We start from the raw sequence: 21,231 nt of genomic DNA, 5'->3' as shown, positions 1-21,231 counted from the left end.
TCAGTCCACAACAGGAGCGACCGATGAGCCCCGCCGCCACCGGGTCCGAGAACAAGCGCAAGCCACGCGCGAAGAAGAGCGCCGCGCAGCGGGCCGCCGAGGCCAAGCAGGCCGACGCGGACAGGGCCGCGACGCCGCTGGGCGTTCGCCTGCGCGCGCGTCTGGGGGAGTCGGGAACGCGCTCGGTGCTGGCGCTCGTGCGCGTGGGCTTGGTGCTCGGTTCGGGTCTGGTCTGCTACGTCCTGGCGATGTTCGCGGCGGTGACCGTGGTGCCCAACCTGTTCGTCATGGTGGCGGCGGGGACCGGTGTCGGCCCCACCTCGTCGTTGGAGATGCAGTTGGCGCACTGGCTGGCGCCGTCGGTCTTCCTCATCGGCCTCGTCTTCGTCCTGGTTCTGGTCGTGATGCGCGCGCTGTGGCGCGCCCAGCTCCGTCTGGCTGAGCGGGCCCGTCGGGCGCTGCTGGGCGAGCAGGCGGACGCCGCCCAGGCCACCGACACCGACAGCGCCGGTCGCTGACCGGCCGGCCGACCCCGACACGGAAGCGAGACCGCCCCCATGAGGATCGCACCCCTACGGATCACCGACCCCTGGTTCCACCGCCTGGTGCGGGACGGCAAGGCCGACGTGCGGACCCTGAGCGCTGTGCCCTGCGACATAGCCGTGCACATGGAGGCGGTGACGATCCTGCACCACGGCATCGACCAGAACTACCGGCCCTACCTGCACCTGCGGGGCCAGATCATCCAGATCCGGCCCGACGTCGAACTGCCCTTCGGCATCACCGAGATCCAGTACCGCGCGGGCGCCGAACCCGGTATCGACGCCTACTACGAATTCGATCCCGCCCAGCTCACCGAACTGGTCCGCAAGGGCTACTTCGGCACCCGCTTCCGGGTGCCGGAGTCGATGACCGGTATCGAGTGGGAACTGCCCGCCGAAGCGGACTTCCGCGTGGTCGCACCGGAGAACGGCGAGCAGCCCCCGCTGGTCTTCGCCGGTGTGCGCGACCAGAACAGCGCCGTGCTCACCGAGGAGAACAGCGGCTACACCCTCGCCGAGTACTTCCCGGACTACTCCGCCGAAAGCCCGGTGCGGGCTTCGGCCGGGCCCGAACCCGCGGTGCCCACGCACTCGGGGGCGATCCAGGACCTGTTCGCCGGTGAGTACCTCGATGACGCCGAACACCGCTGGCCGACCGGGACCGCCGACCGCTACGCGGCCGTGAACCAGGCCGGGCAGGCCCCCGAAAGCGTGTTTGACCGCCTTGTGAACGAACTGGAAGCCCAGCGCAGGGGCGCCGAGAGCACCCTGGAGACCGACGCGGGCTACGACCCCGACGGCCCCGCCGGGGCGCTGCGCGAGCGGATCGGCCCCGGGGTGCGGCAGGCGTTGTCGAGTCGGACCGAGGCGGCACCGGCCGACGCCCCGGAGCGCGGTACCGAACACGCGCGGGACCAGGCCGCCGGGTCCGGCTTCCTCGACTGGGACGAGGCCGAGGACACCTCCGAGGTCGGTATCGCTCCGGTCCGCACGAGCTTCGACCGGCGGTCCCCCGGGGAATGGCAGGACGAGGCGGACGACTACCAGCCCGGCGGCTGATGGCCGTCTCGGTACACGTGAATGACGAAGATCCCTCGCCTTTTCTTGCCTTTCACTCTTCAAGTACGCGCGGCGACCCGCGGTTCTTGGTTGTGTTTTCGGCTATGACCGGAAAGCGTTTTTGCGCCTGGTGTCGGTTGTGTGTATCGTGCTACGATTGTACTGATTTATGAGTAAGAACGAGATGAGGTCGTCACCTTCTCGTCCACGGAGGCGCCAGCAGTTGTTCACCAATTCGGACGGTTCCCTCGACGGCCGCAACGAGCGCTACCCGAAGTTGGCCCAGTACAGCGACCCCCTCAAAGCCCCTGAGCGCGAGATCGTCGGTCGCGACTATGAGATCTCCCAGCTCATGGCGGCCATGGCCCGACCCGAACTGTGCAATGCTCTTCTGCTGGCCCCGGCCGGTGCGGGTAAGACCGCTCTGGTTCAGGCGGCGATGCTGAAAGACGTCAAACGGGTCTACATGGAAGTCGACCTGGCCCGGATGATCGCCGGGCTGAGCACTCCCGACGAAATGGCGGCACTGCTCAAGGGGCTGTTCGACGAGGCCGAGAGGTTCAGCTCCGACGAGCACGTCGAACTGGTGCTGTTCATCGACGAGTTCCACCAGGTGGTGCAGCTCAGCGCCGCCTCCGTCGAAGCGCTCAAGCCGGTTCTGGCGGCGTCCGGCGCGCGCGGTATCCGCGTCATCGCGGCCACGACCTTCGACGAGTTCCACAAGTACGTGGCACCCAACCAGCCGCTCATGGAACGCCTCCAGCGCATCAACGTCAGCCCGCCCGACCAGAAGACCACGGTGGAGATCCTCAAGGGGATGGCCAGGCGTTACGGAGTGGCCGACCAGTTCTACGACGACCACCTCTTCGAGATGATCTACGAGTACACCAACCGCTACATCCCGGCCTCGACGCAGCCGCGTAAGTCCATCCTGGTGCTCGACTCGATGGTGGGCTGGCACCGGTACAGCGGTCGTCCGATGGGCCGCGACCTGCTCGCGGACGTCCTCATGGAGTCGACCAACGTCAATGTGGCGTTCCGTGTCGACGCGGTGCAGATCAAGAAACAGCTCGACGGGGCGGTGTTCTCCCAGGAGTTCGCCACCACCGTGGTCGCCAAAAGGCTGCAGGTCTGTGTCGCCGATCTGAACGACAAGACCAAGCCCATGTCGTCATTTCTTTTCACAGGCAGTACCGGAGTCGGAAAGACCGAGCTGACCAAGCAGCTCGCCCTGTTGCTCTTCGGTGACGACCAGCGCCACCTCATCCGTTTCGACATGTCGGAGTACGCGCGGGAGGAATCCCTGGACCTGTTCCGCTCGGAGCTGACCAAGCGCGTCTGGGACATGGGGCACGCCGTGCTGCTGTTCGACGAGATCGAGAAGGCCGCCCCGGCGATCACGCGCGTGCTGCTCCAGGTGCTCGACGACGCAGGCTCACCAACGACAACGGCCGTCAGGTGTCGTTCCTCAACACCTACATCGTGTTGACGACCAACGCGGGATCGGAGATCTACGAGACGATCGCCCAGTACAACGTGGACGACACCGGTTCGGGCAAGGAGCTGGTGGAGAAGATGAAGGAGATCCGCAGGTCCATCTCCACCACGCAGGGAGACAACAAGTTCCCGCCCGAGCTGTTGGGCCGCATCGACGCGATCGTCCCCTTTCAGCCGCTCTCGCGCGAGACTCAGCGCAGGATCGTGAAGAACAAGCTGCGCCAGATGCGTCGCGAGGTCATGGTCAAGCACGGGGTCAGGGTCGAGATCGCCGAACGGGTTCTGCAGTACCTCATCGACGACCACGCTGACACCGACTCCAACGCGGGCGGCGCACGCGCGGCGATCGCGAAGATGACCGACGAAGTCACCACCGCCATCGCCGCGTTCGTCAACGCCCACACGCACGAGAGGGTCCTGCGGGTGGACGTTCGGGGCACGATGCGCAGCGAGGACAAGGGCCTCCTCAAGAGCGACTCATATATCGAGGTGGCCGCCGCGCGCTGAGGCGGCCCACGGGACGGCAGTGGCCCACCGATGGACGATGGCCTTACTCAGGCTGATGAACGAGCTGGTTCCAGACGTCATGGTGAAATCGAGAGGATGCGCCGATGGGACTCATCGACAACATGTGGAAGAAGGGGAAGGCCGACGGCACGTCCTCTGACGGTTCGGAAGCGGCCGCCTCGCCGAGCGGCGACGGCAAGAAGCGCAGCAAGCGGCGCAAGCCCGAGGAGATGCTGGCGAGCGTGGTGCGGGAGAGCACCGTCAACGCCGCGATCGACCTGCTGAGCCGCAACGAGCGCTTCGTCCTGCCCGGCGGCAACTCCTGGGCGGCGTTGGCCCTGCCGGTGGAGAACATCGGCGGCCTGAGTAAGAGGCAACAGAAGGACGAGGCCAAGGGCTCGCTCATCGAGCTCATCAACCACGACCACATCCAGACCATCACCACCCGCCAGCTCCTCAACGAGGAGGTCCTCGGCATCATCCCCACCACCCAGACACTGGAGCGTATGGGTGAGTACTCGCTGCTCACCGGCGCCACGTACTACTGGATGGTGCTGAGCCCGAGCCAGGACCGCCAGGAACTGGTGGTCGAGGCCGTCATCGACGAGGGGACCACCTACGCCGAGGCGGTGGCGATCGCCGACGGCAGCCGCAGTCTGGCCGACCGGCTGCCGCAGATGTGGGCCTGGACCCAGGCCATCAGCGCGACCACGACCCGCACGGCTCCCCCGAACAGCGTGGACGCCGCCCCGTTGGCCGACACCGCCGCAATGCCGCCGTCGGCCCCGCCCGTCGCTGACGACAGCGACCTCCTGCCAGGCGCGGTGGCCGCGGCCCCCACCCCTGAGGCGGGCGTCGCCGACGAGGAGCCGGGGGACGATTCCCTGGCCGGCGGCGAGTTCTCCGCGGACCTGTTCGACGATGACCTCGGCGACGACGAGTCCGGCGTCTACCACGACGAGGCGGACGACGACGGCACGCACGAGGACGGGACGTACGACGACGAAGACGACGAAATGGCCGAGGAGGGCGAACAGGACGAAGTCCGGGACTTCCTGACGGAGGGGGAAGGGGGGCGGGCCCTTGCCTGGACGCACTATGCCGAACAGAACCGGGACCGGGAGTTCACCGAGGAGCAGGTGCGGGAGACCATCGCACGGCGCTTCCTCTCCGACGATCTGGGTCTGGAGATCCCGTACTCCGAGTTCGAGGCCACGTTCGACACCCAGGCGCCCTCGGTGCGACTGGAGTTCGGTGACGAGGTCTCCGACTGGCTCGGCGAGCAGATCGCCGTCATGGCCGAGCAGGCCAATGCCGAGCTGACGAAGCTGCACAGCGACCACAGCAAGGAGCTGCGTCAGTTCTTCGTCGAGACCATGAGCCTGCACGCCGAGTCGGTCATGCGTGACGTCGACGAACATCGCGAAGGCTCGGTCTACCAGACGCTCTCGGCCGCGGCGGAGCAGGAGTTCGCCGACCTCAAGGCCAGGGTGTCCGAGGACGTCGCGTCCGGCGGGCGGAGATCACCCGGCGCTACGAAAAGGACGCCGATGAGCGTGCCGAGGTCGCCGCGGCCCAGGCCAGGCAGGTGTTCTGGGACCGGTTCCGCACGGAGATGGAACGCAAGCTCGCCGACGTGGCCCCCGAGATCGAGCGTCGCAACGAAGAGCGCTACGCCCACCAACGCCAGCTCGTGCTGGAGACGCGGCGCAAGGACGCGCGCACACGGATGCATCTGGGCACCACACGCACCTTCCAACTGCTCGCCGAGCGCGAAGTCAAGCAGCGCGAAGCGGAGATGGAGCTGCTGGAGCAGTGGAACGCCAAGCTGACGCGCTTCATCAGCGACAACCTCAAGCACGACATCGCCCGCGCGGAGGTGTTGGCCGAGCAGTTGCGGCTGGACAACCAGGTCGAGGACCTGCGGGCCGAGCAGGCCCTCCGGCTGGAGGAGCTCAACGCCGATCGGGAGAACCGGGTGCGTCGCTGGAGGCCGAACTGGAGAGCGAACGCGAGCGGGCCGAGGCTCGGCTACGCGAGCGTGAGGGGGAGTGGCGGCACGAGGTCCACATCAAGGACGAGAAGCTGCGTTCGGCCAACCAACTGTACAAGGACCTGCACGCGCAGATGCAGGACATGGCCGACAGCATGCACCGGCAGTACCGCGGCAGGATCGACGAGCTCGAGGGCGACAAGCGCTCCTACGCCGAGGAACTGAAGCGGACCAACCATGTCCACGGCCGCTTCACCAAGCTCCTCGTGGTTCTGGCGGCGGTGCTGGTGCTGATCTCCATCGCCGTGGGCGTCATCGTCGGCTGGACGCTCGGATTCGGGTCGACCAGTAGCGCCAGCGCGATGATCGTCCCCGCGTGGATCGTCTAGGTCGTGTCCGGTGGATGTCCCCGGAGCGCCGCGCAGCAGGGCGAGCCCCGCCCGCGGACGCCGAACGCGCTGCCATATCTACTGACGAACCAGTAAAACCAGCGCATCCTAGCGCACACGTCGAAAGAAAGGCTCGCCTCATGGCCAGGAGGGGCTCCAGCCCTAAAGCGAGCGCGTGGGACAAACTCTCCTCTCGGGAAGCCGGGGAGACGCTCGCCAACCGCGACATCTACGAGTCCCAGCAGCTCGACCGTTCGCGCATCGAACGCAAACGGACCCGCACCTCACGCACCATGATCGCCATCGCGGCGGGAGTCCTCGTCGCCGCGCTGGTGTGGGTGCTGTGGTCGGTCGGCCAGTTCACCGTGAGCGCCGTGACCTCCTCGCTCGGCGGGCCCACCGCCCCTGACTTCGTCGAACGTGAGCGGATGTCGTCGACACAGTACTGCTACCGCGTCCTCGACGAGGACGGGCGGGTGGTCCCCGACCAGCCGTGCCACGAGACCGAGGACGAGGCCCTTGCGGACCCGCCCCAGTGGGTCATCGACGACGTCGCCGCGCAGCAGGCACAGATCGACGCCGAGCACGAGGGTGAGCCGGACGCGTTCCCCGGGTGGTTCCTCCACGTGACCTGGCTCAAGCTCGCCGCGTCGCTCGGCATCGGCCTGTGCACGTTCGGCCTGGCCTACCTGCTGCTCATGCGCAACCGGGACGCGCAGAACCTGCTGCACGACACCAGCGACATCAACCAGTACCAGGGCGACCAGCACATCGCCCTGCCGGACGAGGTCGTCCGCAAGTTCGACTGGTTTCCCGACGTGGGCGCGCACAGCTCCGTTCAACCGTCCTCCATGATCAGCCACGTCATGGCGGTCCGAAAGGGCCTCAAGTCGATCGAGGTCGCCAAGCGGGCGGACGCGGACGTCCTCGACTCCGACGGCGACGTCGAGTTCCTCAAGGGCGAGATCCTGCGAGACGACGACGATCGGGCGATCACCACGAAGATGCCGCTCATCGACGAGAAGTTCGGGGACGACCTGTTCGAGGCCTCCGGTCTACCGAAGGACAGGAGCATCCGCAAGCGGTTCGACACCACCAAGATCCCCTACAACCCGGACGGCAGGGACCGCGGCAAGCTCGGGGAGCACAAGACCGTCGCGGACATGATCAACGCCGACTGGGAGTTCCCCGAGCACGAGGTGCAGCGCCCGGCCGGCGCCTACATCGTCGACACCGCCCCGGTCAACACCATGGTCCTGGCCATCACTCGTGCCGGCAAGGGCCAGACGTACATCGAACCGATGATCGACATGTGGCTGCGCGAGAAGAGCCCCAACAACATGGTGATCAACGACCCCAAGGGCGAACTCCTGGTCAAGCACTACGTGCGAGCGACGATGCGCGGCTTCCAGGTGGTGCAGTTCAACCTGATCAACGCGATGAAGACCGACATCTACAACCCGCTGGGGATGGCCGCCGAAGCCGCCCGCGAGGGTGACACGACCAAGTGCGCGATGTACATCGAGAACATCGCCGACGTCTTCTTTCCGCTTGACGGTGGTGAGGATCCGGTGTGGCCCAACGCCGCCAACAACGCCTTCAAGCGCGCCGCCTACGGCCTCATCGACTTCTACCTGGAGGAGGAGCGCGAACTGCGGGCCTACGCCGCCCGGGTGGACATGGATCCCAAGGTGCTGGAGACCAAGCTCGACGAGAAGTGGGGCAAGGTCACGCTGTACAACTGCTACCAGCTGTTCGTGCAGCTCTCGGCCAAGAAGGTGAAGAATCCGGCGGACCTGGTCGAGGAGAGCGTCCAACGGGGTGACTACGGAAGCCTGGAGGACGGCACGTTTCGCGAGGCGGAGGCCGAGGCCGCACTGGTGGAGGCCGAGAACAAGGCGTTCCTGTGGGAGGGCAAGAAGGAGCTGGACATGCTCACCTTGTTCTTCAACGCCACCAACGGCTGCCGACCAACTCGATGCGCACCCTGGTCGCAACGCCGACAACGCACTGCGGGCGATGGGCGCGGCCGAGAAGATGCTGGCCAGTGTCTACGGCATCGCGATCACGGCGATGAGCTTCTTCGCCGACCCGACGATCTCCACGCTCACCTCTGGTACTCCCAGTCAGAACACCGACCTGGGCGGCCTGAGTTTCCCGCGCCGCATGGGCGTGCGTTTCGCCATGAACTACCTCAAGCGCGACCACCTGATCGGTGCCCAGGCCAAGTGGGACGCCTACGCCGACGAGAGGTTCGAGCAGGCGCTCGGCGAGGACTTCGAGCACGAGGACATCGTCTCCCGTGAAGGCTGGGCCCGCTACTACTTCAAGGGCAAGTTCGCGGGCGACATCGCCTATATCCGACTGCGGTTGTTGAACCCGCAGACCGGCATGCTGATCCGCACCTACCACTTCAAGTTCAAGAAGGACTACCAGACCTCGCTCAACGGCCGGTTCTACATCACCGACCCGGTGACCGGCGAGAAGATCATCCGCAACGGGATCCTGCTGGAGCTGAAGAAACAGGACGGCGGCTCGTTCGCACCGGGGCACACCACCTACCCGCAGACGCGGCTGACCAACATCACGGGGGACCTGCCCCAGAAGGAGATGGGGCAGGCCAACGCGATCACGCAGACGATGGTGCGCTATTCGGAGCAGCCCAAGGCGGTGTTCCTGGTGACGCCGCCGCACCTGATGAAGTACGCCAAGCTCATCCTGATCCTGATCAAGCAACTGGTCGACCTGAACTTCGACAAGTCGTACATGACCAAGGAAAACCAGAAACCGCTGTACAAGACCCGGTTCATGCTCGATGAGCTGGGCAACCTCCAGTCGGAGGGGCACGGCATCTCCGGCTTCGAGACGATGCTGTCGATCGGCCTGGGCCAGGAGCAGCAGTTCACGCTCATCCTCCAGACGCTTCAGCAGTTGCGCGACGTCTACGGCGAGTCGGTGGACAAGATCGTGCAGGGCAACACCTCCAACATCGTCTTCCTCAAGAGCACCGACGACTCGATGCTCGACACACTGGAGAAGATGTCCGGCAAGCGCCACACCACCTACATGGACTCCAAGACCGTGACCCAGGACAAGGGCCACGTGGTCAAGGGCATGAGTGTGGAGGGCAAGGTCTCCTACACCATGTCGACCAAGGAGGAGCCGGTCATCTCCTACAACGACATGGCCTTCATCTCCGAGCGCAACTCGATCGTCTTCCGCGCCGGTGACTCGCCGGTGTGGAACCGCAACGAGACGATCCTGCCGATGTCCTGGCGGATGTTCAGGGACACGATCAAGCAGCCCGGGCACGACTACACGCTCCAGACCATCCCGACGCTGTCCAGCGCGGTCGACTTCGACGTGCGGATGAACCAGCCCGACTTCGAGGCGATGCTGGCCAAGCGTATGCAGCAGGCCGAGCTGACCGCCGAGTGCCGGGAGAAGCACAGGACGGCCCACGACCTCTCCGAGGTCGACGTCGCACGGCTGGACCCCGACACCTACGCCAACGAGGTCATGGAGTTGGTCGACGCCGCCCGCGGCGAGGCCTACGCCGAGGAGCACGACCTCGCCGACTCCGACGACGTCGACCTGGAGGACCTCGAGAACGCCGTCAACCTGGACATGCCCTGGGAGTTCGACACGGCGACCCAGCAGGCGGTCGACTCCCAGCAGGCGAGAATGACCGAGTTCCGTCGGCTGCGCTACGCCGACAACCTGATCAGCCGCGACATGCTGGTCCACTTCTCCTCCGATCCCGCGCGACCGCACGCGGGCGCGCTGGACGGTCCGCTGGACGCCCAGATCGTCGAGGCGTACAGGTCGGTACGGCCCGCGCTGGAGCGGGACGGAGCCCACTTCTCGGTGAGCCCTGACGGAGCGCTGCGCAGCGCCGACGGATCGCAGGTCTACATCTCCCGCCAGGACGAGTCCGAAGCGATGCGGCGGCTCCAGCGGGCCAGCGAGAGCGAGACCGAGCGGGTGTTCACCGAAGACCCGGAGCATCTGACCGACCTGCACGGGTTCCGCGTGCACGGCGCGTTCTACGAGTTCCTCGCCGAGCGGGAGGGCTGGCTGGACCTGGCCCGCGGCGAGTTCGACCGGGCGATGGCCGACGTGATGCGTGACGAGGGCTAGCCGGGAGGTCAGCGGTGTGGGGCAGTGGCAGGTGAGGGGTGGCGGCATGGCTGATGGACGAAGAGACCGTGGTGGGCGGACCGGCACGCGCCCAGGTGATGTGACCGGGGCGGGCGAGGACGGAGACGCTCGTGGCGACGCGTAGGAAGAGGACGTTGAACGCCAGGACGTACCGGGCCCCCGACCCCGTCGAGGAGACCACGGACGCCGAGGCGCGCGACGTCGGCAAGGAGACCGGACGTCAGCGTCGCGCGAGGCTCAGGGCCGACTCCCCGCGGGCCCAGCGTGAGCGGTACGACCGCGAACTGGCCGACAAGCAGCGCCAGGCCAGGCGCGACGCGGCCGGGCGCGACGGTGATCCACTGGCCAGGCTCAAGCTTGAGACACAGCACGCGCAGGACGAGTTTATCCGCCACCTGCGCGCCTCGCGCATCGCCTCGCCGGGTGCGTCCCGGTCCGACCAGGGCCGACAGCTGAACGACCTGCACCGGGCGTACGTCCAGCAGATGGTGATCCAGTGCCTGGAACCGCTCAAGGGCGGGCTGACCGCGCAGAACGTGCTCACCACCGTGGGCATGGGCACGGCGATGTGGCTGCTCTCGCCCAACTTCCGCGCCGTGACGGGCGAGTATGCCGGGCAGATGGCCAGCGCCATAAGCGGGCAGGCCCGGCGCGAGGCGAGGAGCACCGCCAACGGGATGCACCGCAGGCGCCTGGAGCGCCTCGAAAGGCTGGAACGCGGCGGTCGCGACCTGTTCACCGGGCGCAGCGCCGCACTGGCGCATGTGGGGATCGCCCAGAACGCCTACGACGAGATGCGCAGGCCCGGCGCTGACCGGGACCTCGTCAGGAAGAACTACGAGAGCGCCCTCGGCGCGCTCTACGACTGCGTGGACGAGGACGGCCTAGACCGCGCGGAGGTCGCGCGCGACATGCGCGGTATCGTCGGTCAGCTCATCGAACGCGACCCCGAGCAGGCGACGGTCTTCGCCGAACTGGGGCACGGCCGGTTCGTCAGGTCCGAACCGGTGACGGTCGTCGACGAGGACACCAAACAGACGAGGAAGGTCTGGGAGGGTGACTACGTCGACGCCCGCAACGGGGACCTGATCACCGGCGGGACGTTCTCGCTGCGCGAGCCGATGGGTACCGACGAGCACCGTGCCGAGGTGGCCCGGACCATGTACGCCGAACTCGCCAGCACGAGGAGCCCGGCCGGGGTCAAGGCGGTCCTGGAGCAGTACGTCGTCGGTTCCAAGACCCTTAACCACCCCGAGGCGGTCGAGCAGACCGGGGATCCCTCGGCACGTGCGCGGCTGAACAGGGCGCGGACGATGATTGCGTCCATGCGCGGCGACGGGATCAGCGAGCGGGACCAGAAGCTGGTCTACGTGGGCGGGTTCTAGAGTCACTGCAAGCCATGGAGCGGACGCACCCGCAGAGGGTGGCGCAGTGGCGACAGAGCCTGGGGCCCGAGTGGGAACAGCGGATGCGCGATCTGACCAGCGAGAGCAGCGGGTTCGGCGAGCAGACCGACCGTGCGCGGACCGATCGCGGGCAGCGAGGGGAAGGCGACAGGCGCCCGACGGATCCCCCCGGGGGCCGCCCATCGTCGAGTGCCGCGGCGAGGCGGCTCAGCATGTTCGCCAACCAGAAAGCCAACGCTATGCCGTCAGCCGTCCGTCCTGCGATCAGAATTACTCCCCGAGGGGCGGATCCGGAACAGGACAACGGGCCTGAACTCGGTGGTTGACCGGCCACCGGGGTGGAAAGTGAACAAGAACGGAGAAAGGCACAGTAATGGGTGACGTCGACTGGTTCAAAGTTTTCGGTATCGAGCCTGAGGACCACAAGCGTTGGGAGGAAATGGAGGAGGACGCGGCCAGGCGGCGCAAGCGGGGAGGCAGTATCGGGCAGGCTGCGGGGAAAGCGGTCGATTCGGGATTGGGGTTCGCGCAGAAAGCGGCCCAATCACGGATGGATGCGGCCCAGCACAGTCAGCGCGACGACGTCCGCGCAACGCGGCCGAAGCGCACGCGCAAGGTGGTGGAGGTGGAGGAGCAGACGGAGTTCACGGATGAACGCGAGTTCGACTGAGCACCCCTTCGGCGCGCCGAGCGGTGCTTTGACCCTCCGACGAGGGCTGGATAGACTCGTCTACGAGTGAAAATACGACATGATTCCCTGCTCAAGACGGAGGGCCGGACATGGCGGGGACCCAGACCTCTGAGGGTTCGGAGCGCGTGGCCAAGCGCGAGTTCATCGCGGCGGTGGCACGCCGCGTCGGGCTTCCGAAGAGGGTTGTCTCTGAAATCTACGACGCCGCCATCGCCGAACTCATGGACGTGGTGAGCCGAGGCGATCGCCTTATTCTGACCGGTTTCGGCAGCTTTGAGCGCCAATGGCACAAAGGTCACCCGGTGAGGTTCACCAAGAGCGGTGAGGACAAGGTCAACGACTACTCCGTGCTGAAGTTCAGCGCGACTCGCCAGACCAACCAGCGTATCGGCCAGCCTCAGTGAGGATGGAATTTACGCCAGCATTGGCTGTCAAGGAAAAGAGCCCTGAAGTGTGAATTCTTCAGGGCTCTTTTTGTGAGTACGTCACAATTTGTCGTTTGTGCGATCCGCGGCGTTGTCATGATCGATCGTGTGGAATCGGGCGTCATCGGCACGGGCGGACCCACGCGGGCCGCTCCGCACGCATCGAGCGTCGCCATCGCGGGTCCGCCTCCGCATTCTGCATCGCGGTGGAGATGACGCCGGGGCTCTGCGGGTTCCGCCCGATCAGGCCGTCGAGGTAGCCGTACACCTCGGCGTCCACCCCCGCGTCTCTTCCGCTGAGCTGTCGCGGCTGAGCGCGACGGTGAGTGGAGCCTGGCCGGGGCCGCGTCGCCCAGGTCAAGTGTTGCGGAGGAACTCCTCGGCCTGGCTGCGGAGGGGTTCGGGGGCGGCGGACCAGACCGGGAAGCTCATCAACTCGCGGAGTTTGACCTCTTTGACCTCGCGAGGGGCGTCCTTGCGGAGGCCGAGGTGGAACCAGGCCTGGTCCAGTTCGTTGTAGGGGAGGTCCCAGGAGACACCGATTTCCCCCTCCACGTTGGCGGGTTGAGGGGGTGTGACGGCAACCTCGTCGGCGGTGGCGGCCGGGGTGATTTCTCTGAGCCTGAGACCGAGTTGGTCGATGAGGCCGCGGAACAGTCGCCGGTGGTGTTCGACGGTCTCTGTCGAGGGTCGTTCCCCCTCGAAGTACACGGAGAGGAGCCACCCGTTATCGCCGGTGCGTCCGAGTTCGAGGACGAGGTGGTTCGAGGCGGTGTCGGTGAAGGTGCGGTGCGCGATGCTCGTTCTTGCTCCAGGGCCCTCGGCGCGGGGTGTTCCTTCTTCGAGTTGGAGCGTGTCGTGTAGCCATCGCACCTGGTCGGGGGTCAGGTCTCCGTAGGAGCGGGCTACGAGCGCGGGTAGCAGCATGTGCTGGGTTCCTTCTTCGGTCCGGGCAGTGTCGGGGTGCGGGGACAGACAGTCCCCCACGTGTGAGGTGCTCCCGGTCCGGGGGTGGTCCAGTCCGGGGTTGACCCCGGTCCGCGATGTCATCGTCGGGGCTTCTGGCTCGGGCGGGGGCCGTGTCCCCCGGAGCGCACCGCTACCGTTCTATGTCAGTGCCCTCCTGCTGGTCCTGGTTGTGTCGGCTGTTGCCGGTGGGGGACGGCTTGGCGCCCCCTGAACCCGGGGGAGACAGCCTCCGCTGGGGGCGTGGTGCCGTCTTGGTGGTGTCTGCGGGTTTCCCGGAGTTCGGGGTCCTGCCAGGCCTCATCGAGGCCGCGTAGCGCTTCTTCTCCTCCTTGGACGCGGAGAGGAACTGCGCCGGGTGCGACGGCAGTTTGGCGTTGTCCACGCCGAGCTGGCCCGCCTGGAACACGGCCTTCTGAACCGTCTGGTTTCGGACGTGTTCCATGAACTGTTCGTCCTGGCCCGCGTAGGCCACCGTGGCCATGCGGTCGGCCTGGGTATGCAGTTCCAGCATCGTTGGGGCGGTCTTCGGTCCCAGCTCACCGCGTTGGATGAGAGCCTGCGAATGGTTCCAGTACTCCGACAGCCAGCTTTGGGCCTGTCTCTTGGACCGTTCGGCCCAGGGTTGGTCGGAGTTGTGGATGATCCAGTCGGTACTGCGGAAGTGCCCGGAGAGCGAGCGTCCGAACTTGGTCGCGTTGATGGGCCCACTGGACTCAAAGGCCCCCACGGAGATCTCTCGGCCCAGCTTGTTCTCCCATCTGTCCGTCCAGCCGGCCAGATTCGGGAAGGTGCCCTTGACGGCGCCTTTGTCCAAGTACCCGTGCCCGCCCATGAAGTCGCCCGGGTAGCAGTCGGGGTGCCGCTCCTTCCAGTGCTCGCGGGCGGCACGGATCATGCGGGTGCTGTTGATGTCGAGATCGAAGTCGCTCGGCACGGACTCCAGACCGAGTCGCCACATCGAGTCATGCGGACGGCGCTTAGGGCGTTCCACGCTGTCGCCGAACCATTCCTGCATGCGCTTGACCGCCTCGGGATTGTCCGGCGTGTCCTCCTGTCGGGGCAGCTCCTTGTGCATCCCCGAGAAGAAGCCGGAACCGGTTCCCTTGAGGCGAATGTCGACCTGGTCCGGTGGGACGCCGTCCCGCTGCAGAGCCTCCAGCAACTCCGTGCCGAACTGGTCATAGAGCTCCGGGGTCATCCCCATCGGGGCTTCCTTGGTAGCCAACCACTTGATCTGGACTGGGTCGATACCGAGGAAGTCCAGGTCGCGCTTGGAGATGGCGTAGCCGGAGTCGTCCCGGGGCCACCAGTCCGGGTGCTGCTCACCGTCGAGGGTCCGGATCGTCTGGTGGTCGAACAGGTCGGTGGGGTTGAGCTGGTGACCTGTGATCTCCAGTGGCTGCCATTGGGGGTCAGAGCCCTTGACCTGGGCGTCCGAGCTGTTTGTCGGCTCCTCCGGCAGGGCGTCCTCGCCGCTTCCCAGAGCAGGGCCACCGACGTTGACACTGCTCGCCGCGGTACGCTCCGCGGCACGTTCCTGACTCCGTCCGACGGAGACACCGTCCAGCAGGGTCGGTCGTTCACTGGACAGCGCGACCCATTCCTTCTGGCCGAGGTAGCCCATACCGGTCAACGGGACGGACAGGACGTCCTCTGCCGGCATGCGTTCGGCCAGGATCAACCCTGGACCACCGCGGGTTTCCAGCCAGTCGGCGGCTACCTGGCGGTCCGCGGACCAGCTCTCCAAAGGCCGATGGAGAGTCTGGAAGCTGGAGCCGACCTCCTGATCGGCCCACTCGGGTTGAGGAGCTCCCTCCGCCCAGGTCAGGGCCCGATAGCCGACCAACTCTGAGACGCCGCGTTGGGCAGCATCTCCTGGGTCATCTCGTACTGGGTGCGCACGAAGTCCCGAAACGCGTCGCGGTTGTAATCCAGTTCCATGTTCACGTCGTCGCGCATTTCCGGGTCCGTGTCCCACCCCAGGACTTGGGGGCGGCCGAACTCCTCTTGGGTGACCTCCTGGATCGCCAGTACGCGCGCGTTGTTGTTGGAGCCGTAGGACCAGGCGCCCATTACTTCGCTGACCGCGATCTGGCGTACCAGGGTATCGGCCTCGGGCTGGTCCATGCGCACGACCCTGCCCGGGGCGTGTTTGGGCTCGGCCGGGTCGAGTTCGTCGACGTGCAGGACATCGGCCCCCATGGACGGGTATTGCTCGTTGAACGGTACGAGGACGTATCGGTGATCGCCCAGCCTCTCCACCATGTCCGTTCCGACGTTCAGGCCAATCGCGGAGAGAGCGAGCTCTCTGGTTGGGGTGCGCATCCGCTGGGCGAGGGTCTCGATCGCTATGGTCTTCGCCTGGCTGGTACTGGTGGTGCGGCCGTCGTCAGTCAGCAATGCCTCGCCGATACGCTGATGGTCGATCCGCTCCGGCGAGCCCAGGGACGGGGGCAGACGGTAGTGCTCCTCGGAAGCCTGGTCCGGCAACACGAGCTGGTGGCCAGGTGCTCTGGGCAGCAGCCGATCGGTTCCGCTCGCGTGCTCCGCCACCTGGCCGAACCGCTCCATGCGAGCATGGAACAGGTCGGGCCGACCGAGCTGGTCGAACAGGGGGCGCAGGCCCTCGAGCTGCCGCCGCATGATCTCGATGTCGGCGGGGGAGATCGGATTGTCCACCCAGGAGAACACGTGCGGCTCGACGTCCCGGAAGAATGTACGGACGAACGGATTCGCCACGTCTGGGAGGGGAGCCTGAGAGGCGGCGCCGGCGGCGGCCGCGATCAGACTCTCCCGTCCCCCGAGGACGAGCTGGTCGGTGGTCACGCCGTGGACGACGGTCAGCGAGTGGTACAGACCGAGGAACACGCCGTCGCGGGTCGCGGTCAGCCCTTGGTCCGCCAGGTCGGACAGATTCCGATGTCGAGCGGACGCCGGTTCACCAGGCATGTGGTCGGTATAGACCTCACGGAGCCCCACTGGGTGCGACAGCGGGACGCGGGCACCCACGGCTTGGCCGACGTGCGAGTCGAGCACCTTGGTTCTGGCGTTCTCGGTCTGGGTGTACTTCTCGTAAACGGCTCGGGTTCCGTCGTCGAACGTGGCCAGTTCCCTGTTCGAGATGCCGTCACCGTAGTCGAGCGTCTGCCTGGCGACCACGCGCGCACCGGTGACCGGGTGTGCGGGCAGCGGGAGCGCGCTGGTGCGAGGCATGGTGGCGAGGGTGGCCTGCTCGCCGTTGAGCACCGAGTCGAGTTCGGTCTGGACCCTCGGCCAGCTCTCGGCGAAGCCGGGGTGAAGGTTCAGGTTCTGGACTTCGGAGACCGGGACCCACGCCAGGGCCATCGTCTCGCCGTCGACCGGCTCGACCGGCACTCGCCGGTCGACCGAAGCGATCACGGTGTCGTACGACCAGCCGCCGTGATCGTTTCGAACGACCCGCTCGACGTGGACGTCGGCGCGGCCGAGGGTGCTCTCTTCGGCGGCCTCGCGGATGGCGGCCTCGGCCGGAGACTCTCCGTGGTCGCGCGCGCCTCCGAGCAGAGCCCAGGTTCCTCCCTGGTCGGTGTCCGTGCCTCGGTGATGCATGAGGACGAACGTCTCACCGTTCGCGGCACGGTGTACGGGCAGCAGCCCGGCGGCACCGAAGCGGCCCCAGTGCGAGTGGCCTTCAGCGCAGTTCACCCAGCCGTCGCCCGTCACCGCGGGCATCTCGGGAACCTTGGGGCGCGGCACGCCGCGAGCCGGTAGCGCCCGGATTCCGGCCGCCAGGGACTGGGCCGCGCCCACCCACGTCGTGTCGGCCTCGCTCAGGATGCGTTGCAGGGCAAGAGCGTTCTCCCGAGCCGTAGGGATGTCGAGCAGGATCTCGCGCAGATTCGCGTTCCAGCGCTCGACGTCCACCTCGTCCTCGAAGCCCTGCTCGACCAGCATGAGGCGAGTGAGCTCGGGCGGGAAGCGACTCGGGTCGCCGAAGTACGTCCCGACTCCGCTCGTGGTGGGCAACACGACAGGCAGTCCCGCGCCCGCGCCCTCCAGCCCGACCAGCCCGAAGCCCTCCGCCCGCGAGGGCATGACCATCACGTCGGCTTGCCGCATGTCGGCCAGGAGCTCGTCGCGATCGATCGAGAACGGCTTGACCACGACCTCCCGTCCCGCGATGGCGGACAGCCGCTCCTTCACCTCCTCCACAGTCTCCGGGGAGGCGCCGCGAACGGTCAGCTGGACGTCGATATCCTCGTCCAACAGCTGGCGGACCATGAGAGCGGCGTGGTGGGCGCCCTTCTGCGGGGCGTCGCCACGGCCGATCAGCAACACCTGGCGTGTCCGTTCCCCATCCCAGGGCGGGAGACGCTGCTCCTCGAAAGGAACGCCGGGAATGATCTGGTGGACTGCGGGAACATGATCGCCCGGGTTGGTGGCGGCGATCCGCCGGGCTTCCTTCTCCAGCGTCGGGCCGACCGCCGCTACCATGTCGGCGGCGGCGACCATGCGGCGTTCGATGCCTTCGAACTCCACCTCCAGGTCCGGCCGCTTCGCTACTCGGGCCAACGCTCCGGTCACCATGTGGACCACCTGCACGAACGGGGTGTCCGGGTACAGTTGGTCGCGCACCTGCAAGGCTTCGGGACCGGAGTAGCGGCTGTGCCCGATGATGGCGTCCACGTTCGACGGCAGGTCCTCGCCGTCGTAGACGAGCTGTTCCTGCTCGCCGCGGTCGGGGTCGTACTGTCGAGGCCCGATGAGGTGGATGCGGCTGCCAGGGACGTCGGGTGGCACCTCGTGCCCGACGCGCACGAAGACCTCATGCCCGGCGGCCGCGAGGCCTTCGACGAGGTTGCGGTTGACGGCCACGATGCCGCCCTTGTGAGGGTTCCACTCGGTGCAGTAGGCGAGAATCCGAAGGCCGGTCCGGTCGGCGCCGTTCTGTCGGGCGAGCTGCGCCCACTCCTCGGAGAACTCCTGCCAGACGGCCTCGCCTTCGGCGGGGTGTGTCTCGGCCAAGCGCCGCTGATAGTCCTGGAGCAACCGCTCGCGCTCCTGGAGGGGTGCCGCCTGCGACTCCTCGACCGCGGAGTCCGTGTCCCGTGCGCTCGCTTCGCGGGCACGGTCGGTGGAAGGGGTCTGCGGAACGACGTCGACACCGTGCCGTGCGGCCAATGCGGCGATCTCCCGGAGTTCCGGCCGGAACTCGTCCGCGAGGTTGGCTTCGAGGTAGGCGTAGGTCTCCCGGAACCAGCGGGCCTCTTCCTCGGTGAACGGTCGGAGCCGTTCCTCCTCCATGATCTCCTCGGCCCTCGCGGGGCCCCGCCAATCCCCCTCGGCATCCAGGGAGTTGGAGTAGGCCACGTCGCCACCCCACCTGCGGAGGGTGACCGCGTCGAGGAACGCCAGTTCGTCGATGGCCCGCATGGTCTGAGGGATACCGGTGAACGCGTCGTCGTGAATGGGTCTGGCGACCAGGCGACCGTACCCGTCCTGATCTCGCATCCGCTGGTAGCGGTTGAGGATCGAGAGCCTGCTGATCGCTTCGGGGACTGCCATCACGTCGGCTTCCACCCGATAGCCGACCGCGTGGAACCGCGCGGAGTCCCGGACCACACCCTCCGCGCCGCCCATCGCGCTCTCGCGGATGAGGTTCAGTCCATTCTGCAGGGCGGCGTCGATGATCTTGTTCATCCACACCCATGCGTCACCGCCGACCTGTCTGGCGGCGGTGCGGTCGTCCTGCGCCATCAGTGTCCGGTACACCGGGGAGAACTCGAGCATGGCATCGAAGTCGGCGATGAGGGCGCCTTCGGTCCCCAAGCGCTGCATGGCAGCGTGTTGGGCCGTGCTCTTGCCGGAGGCCGCCTGCCCACCGATGTAGGCGACTACCGGCGTCGTCGGCCTGCTCACGCGTGTCATCGCCCGCGGGAGGATCTCCCATCGGAAGGCGAGCTCGTTGTCGGCTTCGGACAGCTTCCACCCATCGGACCCGGTCGAGGCGTACTGGAAGGTCCACCTGCTGCGCCATGAGGAGCTTCCCAGAGGACCGTTCGCCCAGGGTGGAAGCGGTGGGGTCTGGCCGTGGGCCACGATGTTCCTCGCGGCGTCCATCAGGTCCGCTTCCAGCCTGGACCGCACGTCCTCGCCGCGGGCCGCCTCCCACTCACGCGACAACCGTGTGTACTCGTCCATCACTGACTGCTCCTCGGGGCGTTCTCCGGAAGACCGATCCCGAATCGGATGCTCGCGGAGAGTCGTGCGTTCCTGCGTCTTGTCCACGACCTTGTGGAGTCGGGGGTGCGCGAACACTTTCGTCCGCGTGGGCTCAGCTGGTTCGGGGTTTCGGCGGTGCCGGAGCGCACCTCCGTCGTCGGCCACGGAAACGTGGTGACTGAGCGTGTCTATGAGGTCGCATCCGTCGCGAGATCACCGGTCGACGTGGATCTAGTCCTTGGCCTAACGTGATCGCGAAGGCATAGGCATCCTCCCGACTGGCTACCGAATGGTGAAGGCGGCGTCGCGATAGGCAAGGGGCATCACAACAGACCGGATGATACGGCATCATACATAGACGAAACGCCTGAAATTGCGCAGCGGCTGGTGTTCAGGCTGTCCGGCGATCGCTCCGGGAAGCATGGCGACGAGGGGCATCCAGACCTCGAAGAGGTACCGAACGCAGGCCGGGGAGGATGGGAAGCAGAGATGCCCGACGACAGGATTCGAGTCGAGTACGTGCGTCTACGGGACGCCGCGATCGGCGTCCTCGACGCGATGCCGGACGTGGACAGCCCGTCGGCGCGGGTCGATGCCGCGTTGCGGAATCTGCGTTCGGTCCTGGCGGGCACCACTCCGGTGCCGTCCGAAACGGTGCGTGGAACTCCTGATCCGTTCGAGCACTCGCTCACCGCGAGGCAGTTCGTGGATCGGTGGTCAGAGCCGATCTCTCTGCCTCAACGGGCGGCGGACCTGCGGCGGAGGCTCGACGGAGACCGGGCTTTGCAGGAGCGGCCATCCGATGGGCCGTCCCGCGACGTGGTCATCACGGAGCTGCGCGCGATGATCGTCGCCGGACTGTTGGAAGAGCTCGCCGCACGGGTTTCCCCGGGATCCGCCTTCGGCCCGGGCCGTAACGGGGAGGCACTGGCGCTGCTCGCCACGGATCTGGCCAAGGAACTGCTCGCCCAGACGTTCGTCGGCGAGTAGGGCGGATCCCGGTCCTCGCGGACGACCTTCACCCTGCGCCGGTCCGGCTCGGTGCGAGGATACGGTTGGGCCTACTCCCGCCTCGGTCGAGTCAGGTGTGGCGGAGGGATTCCTCGGCCTGGCTGCGGAGCGGCTCGGGAGCGACGGACCAGTTCGGGAAGCTCATCAACTCGCGCAGCTTGACCGCTTTCACCTCCCGAGGGGCGTCCTTGCCCAGGCCGAGGTGGAACCAGGACTGGTCCAGCTCGTTGTAGGGGAGGTCCCAGTGCACACCGATTCCCCCTTCCACATTGGGGGGGCTGAGAGCTCATCTCAAAAGCCATCAGCATGCTTTGCCAGGTGCTTGTAGCAGATGAGGATGCAGGCGATGCCGAGCATGGCCAGGAAAGTGGAGGCCTTGC

The 21,231-nt window shown here is 66.7% G+C and carries 15 protein-coding genes and 1 pseudogene; 11 read left to right on the top strand and 5 right to left on the bottom strand.

Features of this window, described 5'->3' with window-relative positions; all coding sequences use genetic code 11:
* The first annotated feature begins 23 nt into the window (after window positions 1–23).
* The 10 genes and pseudogenes from BJF83_RS15925 to BJF83_RS15890 all read left to right on the top strand — a co-directional run bounded on the left by BJF83_RS15925 (window position 24) and on the right by BJF83_RS15890 (window position 12,649).
* On the top strand, window positions 24–518 hold the full coding sequence (locus BJF83_RS15925) for a hypothetical protein (protein WP_075926904.1): 495 nt from the start codon (window positions 24–26) through the stop codon (window positions 516–518).
* Window positions 519–557: 39 nt separating this feature from the next.
* Complete coding sequence (locus BJF83_RS15920) at window positions 558–1,601, top strand: AAA family ATPase (RefSeq protein WP_075926903.1); 1,044 nt, start codon at window positions 558–560, stop codon at window positions 1,599–1,601.
* Between the two features lie 169 nt (window positions 1,602–1,770).
* A pseudogene (locus BJF83_RS15915) lies at window positions 1,771–3,605 on the top strand (AAA family ATPase).
* Window positions 3,606–3,709: 104 nt separating this feature from the next.
* Window positions 3,710–5,437 (top strand): hypothetical protein, encoded by a 1,728-nt coding sequence (locus BJF83_RS15910; RefSeq protein ID WP_262391589.1) that lies wholly within the window; start codon window positions 3,710–3,712, stop codon window positions 5,435–5,437.
* Window positions 5,438–5,732: 295 nt separating this feature from the next.
* Window positions 5,733–5,987 carry a hypothetical protein gene (locus BJF83_RS29345; protein WP_262391588.1) on the top strand — a complete coding sequence of 85 codons (255 nt, stop codon included), beginning with the start codon at window positions 5,733–5,735 and terminating at the stop codon, window positions 5,985–5,987.
* 293 nt (window positions 5,988–6,280) lie between these two features.
* Complete coding sequence (locus BJF83_RS29340) at window positions 6,281–8,293, top strand: type IV secretory system conjugative DNA transfer family protein (protein ID WP_262391587.1); 2,013 nt, start codon at window positions 6,281–6,283, stop codon at window positions 8,291–8,293.
* A gap of 85 nt (window positions 8,294–8,378) precedes the next feature.
* On the top strand, window positions 8,379–10,127 hold the full coding sequence (locus BJF83_RS29335; RefSeq protein ID WP_316042295.1) for a TraM recognition domain-containing protein: 1,749 nt from the start codon (window positions 8,379–8,381) through the stop codon (window positions 10,125–10,127).
* Between the two features lie 155 nt (window positions 10,128–10,282).
* Window positions 10,283–11,533 (top strand): hypothetical protein, encoded by a 1,251-nt coding sequence (locus tag BJF83_RS15900; protein WP_075926902.1) that lies wholly within the window; start codon window positions 10,283–10,285, stop codon window positions 11,531–11,533.
* 394 nt (window positions 11,534–11,927) lie between these two features.
* Entirely contained in the window at window positions 11,928–12,224 is a 297-nt protein-coding gene (locus BJF83_RS15895) for a hypothetical protein (RefSeq protein WP_075926901.1), read from the top strand.
* A 146-nt stretch (window positions 12,225–12,370) separates the two neighbouring features.
* On the top strand, window positions 12,371–12,649 hold the full coding sequence (locus BJF83_RS15890) for an HU family DNA-binding protein (protein WP_262391586.1): 279 nt from the start codon (window positions 12,371–12,373) through the stop codon (window positions 12,647–12,649).
* Between the two features lie 142 nt (window positions 12,650–12,791).
* Here BJF83_RS15890 and BJF83_RS27510 read toward each other — a convergent pair whose 3' ends face one another.
* The 4 genes from BJF83_RS27510 to BJF83_RS29325 all read right to left on the bottom strand — a co-directional run bounded on the left by BJF83_RS27510 (window position 12,792) and on the right by BJF83_RS29325 (window position 19,819).
* Complete coding sequence (locus BJF83_RS27510) at window positions 12,792–12,950, bottom strand: hypothetical protein (RefSeq protein WP_158070379.1); 159 nt, start codon at window positions 12,948–12,950, stop codon at window positions 12,792–12,794.
* Window positions 12,951–13,027: 77 nt separating this feature from the next.
* The gene (locus BJF83_RS26125; RefSeq protein WP_083678549.1) at window positions 13,028–13,597 is read right to left on the bottom strand and encodes a hypothetical protein; all 570 of its coding nucleotides are present in this window, start codon (window positions 13,595–13,597) and stop codon (window positions 13,028–13,030) included.
* A gap of 172 nt (window positions 13,598–13,769) precedes the next feature.
* Window positions 13,770–15,302: a hypothetical protein gene (locus BJF83_RS29330; protein ID WP_262391585.1), complete on the bottom strand. Its 1,533-nt coding sequence runs from the start codon at window positions 15,300–15,302 to the stop codon at window positions 13,770–13,772.
* Window positions 15,303–15,463: 161 nt separating this feature from the next.
* Complete coding sequence (locus tag BJF83_RS29325) at window positions 15,464–19,819, bottom strand: zeta toxin family protein (protein ID WP_075926898.1); 4,356 nt, start codon at window positions 19,817–19,819, stop codon at window positions 15,464–15,466.
* 510 nt (window positions 19,820–20,329) lie between these two features.
* On the opposite strand from BJF83_RS29325, the gene BJF83_RS15865 reads away from it, so the two are divergent.
* Window positions 20,330–20,830, top strand: coding sequence for a hypothetical protein (locus tag BJF83_RS15865; RefSeq protein WP_075926896.1), 501 nt, complete (start codon window positions 20,330–20,332; stop codon window positions 20,828–20,830).
* Window positions 20,831–20,921: 91 nt separating this feature from the next.
* Here BJF83_RS15865 and BJF83_RS15860 read toward each other — a convergent pair whose 3' ends face one another.
* Window positions 20,922–21,101 (bottom strand): hypothetical protein, encoded by a 180-nt coding sequence (locus BJF83_RS15860; RefSeq protein ID WP_262391584.1) that lies wholly within the window; start codon window positions 21,099–21,101, stop codon window positions 20,922–20,924.
* Between the last annotated feature and the right edge of the window lie 130 nt (window positions 21,102–21,231).

The sequence above is a fragment of the Nocardiopsis sp. CNR-923 genome, from assembly GCF_001942255.1.
Classification (GTDB): domain Bacteria; phylum Actinomycetota; class Actinomycetes; order Streptosporangiales; family Streptosporangiaceae; genus Nocardiopsis.
Note: the sequence above shows the minus strand (reverse complement) of the source record. Positions and strands in the feature narration are given on the sequence as shown.

What these genes read in the sequence shown, in the direction of transcription:
- BJF83_RS29340 (WP_262391587.1), top strand. Translation starts at nt 6,281, where the DNA reads ATGATCGCCATCGCGGCGGGAGTCCTCGTCGCCGCGCTGGTGTGGGTG.
- BJF83_RS26125 (WP_083678549.1), bottom strand. Translation starts at nt 13,597, where the DNA reads ATGCTGCTACCCGCGCTCGTAGCCCGCTCCTACGGAGACCTGACCCCC.
- BJF83_RS15910 (WP_262391589.1), top strand. Translation starts at nt 3,710, where the DNA reads ATGGGACTCATCGACAACATGTGGAAGAAGGGGAAGGCCGACGGCACG.
- BJF83_RS29345 (WP_262391588.1), top strand. Translation starts at nt 5,733, where the DNA reads ATGCAGGACATGGCCGACAGCATGCACCGGCAGTACCGCGGCAGGATC.
- BJF83_RS15895 (WP_075926901.1), top strand. Translation starts at nt 11,928, where the DNA reads ATGGGTGACGTCGACTGGTTCAAAGTTTTCGGTATCGAGCCTGAGGAC.
- BJF83_RS29335 (WP_316042295.1), top strand. Translation starts at nt 8,379, where the DNA reads ATGCTGATCCGCACCTACCACTTCAAGTTCAAGAAGGACTACCAGACC.
- BJF83_RS29325 (WP_075926898.1), bottom strand. Translation starts at nt 19,819, where the DNA reads ATGGACGAGTACACACGGTTGTCGCGTGAGTGGGAGGCGGCCCGCGGC.
- BJF83_RS29330 (WP_262391585.1), bottom strand. Translation starts at nt 15,302, where the DNA reads ATGCCGGCAGAGGACGTCCTGTCCGTCCCGTTGACCGGTATGGGCTAC.
- BJF83_RS15925 (WP_075926904.1), top strand. Translation starts at nt 24, where the DNA reads ATGAGCCCCGCCGCCACCGGGTCCGAGAACAAGCGCAAGCCACGCGCG.
- BJF83_RS15865 (WP_075926896.1), top strand. Translation starts at nt 20,330, where the DNA reads ATGCCCGACGACAGGATTCGAGTCGAGTACGTGCGTCTACGGGACGCC.
- BJF83_RS15920 (WP_075926903.1), top strand. Translation starts at nt 558, where the DNA reads ATGAGGATCGCACCCCTACGGATCACCGACCCCTGGTTCCACCGCCTG.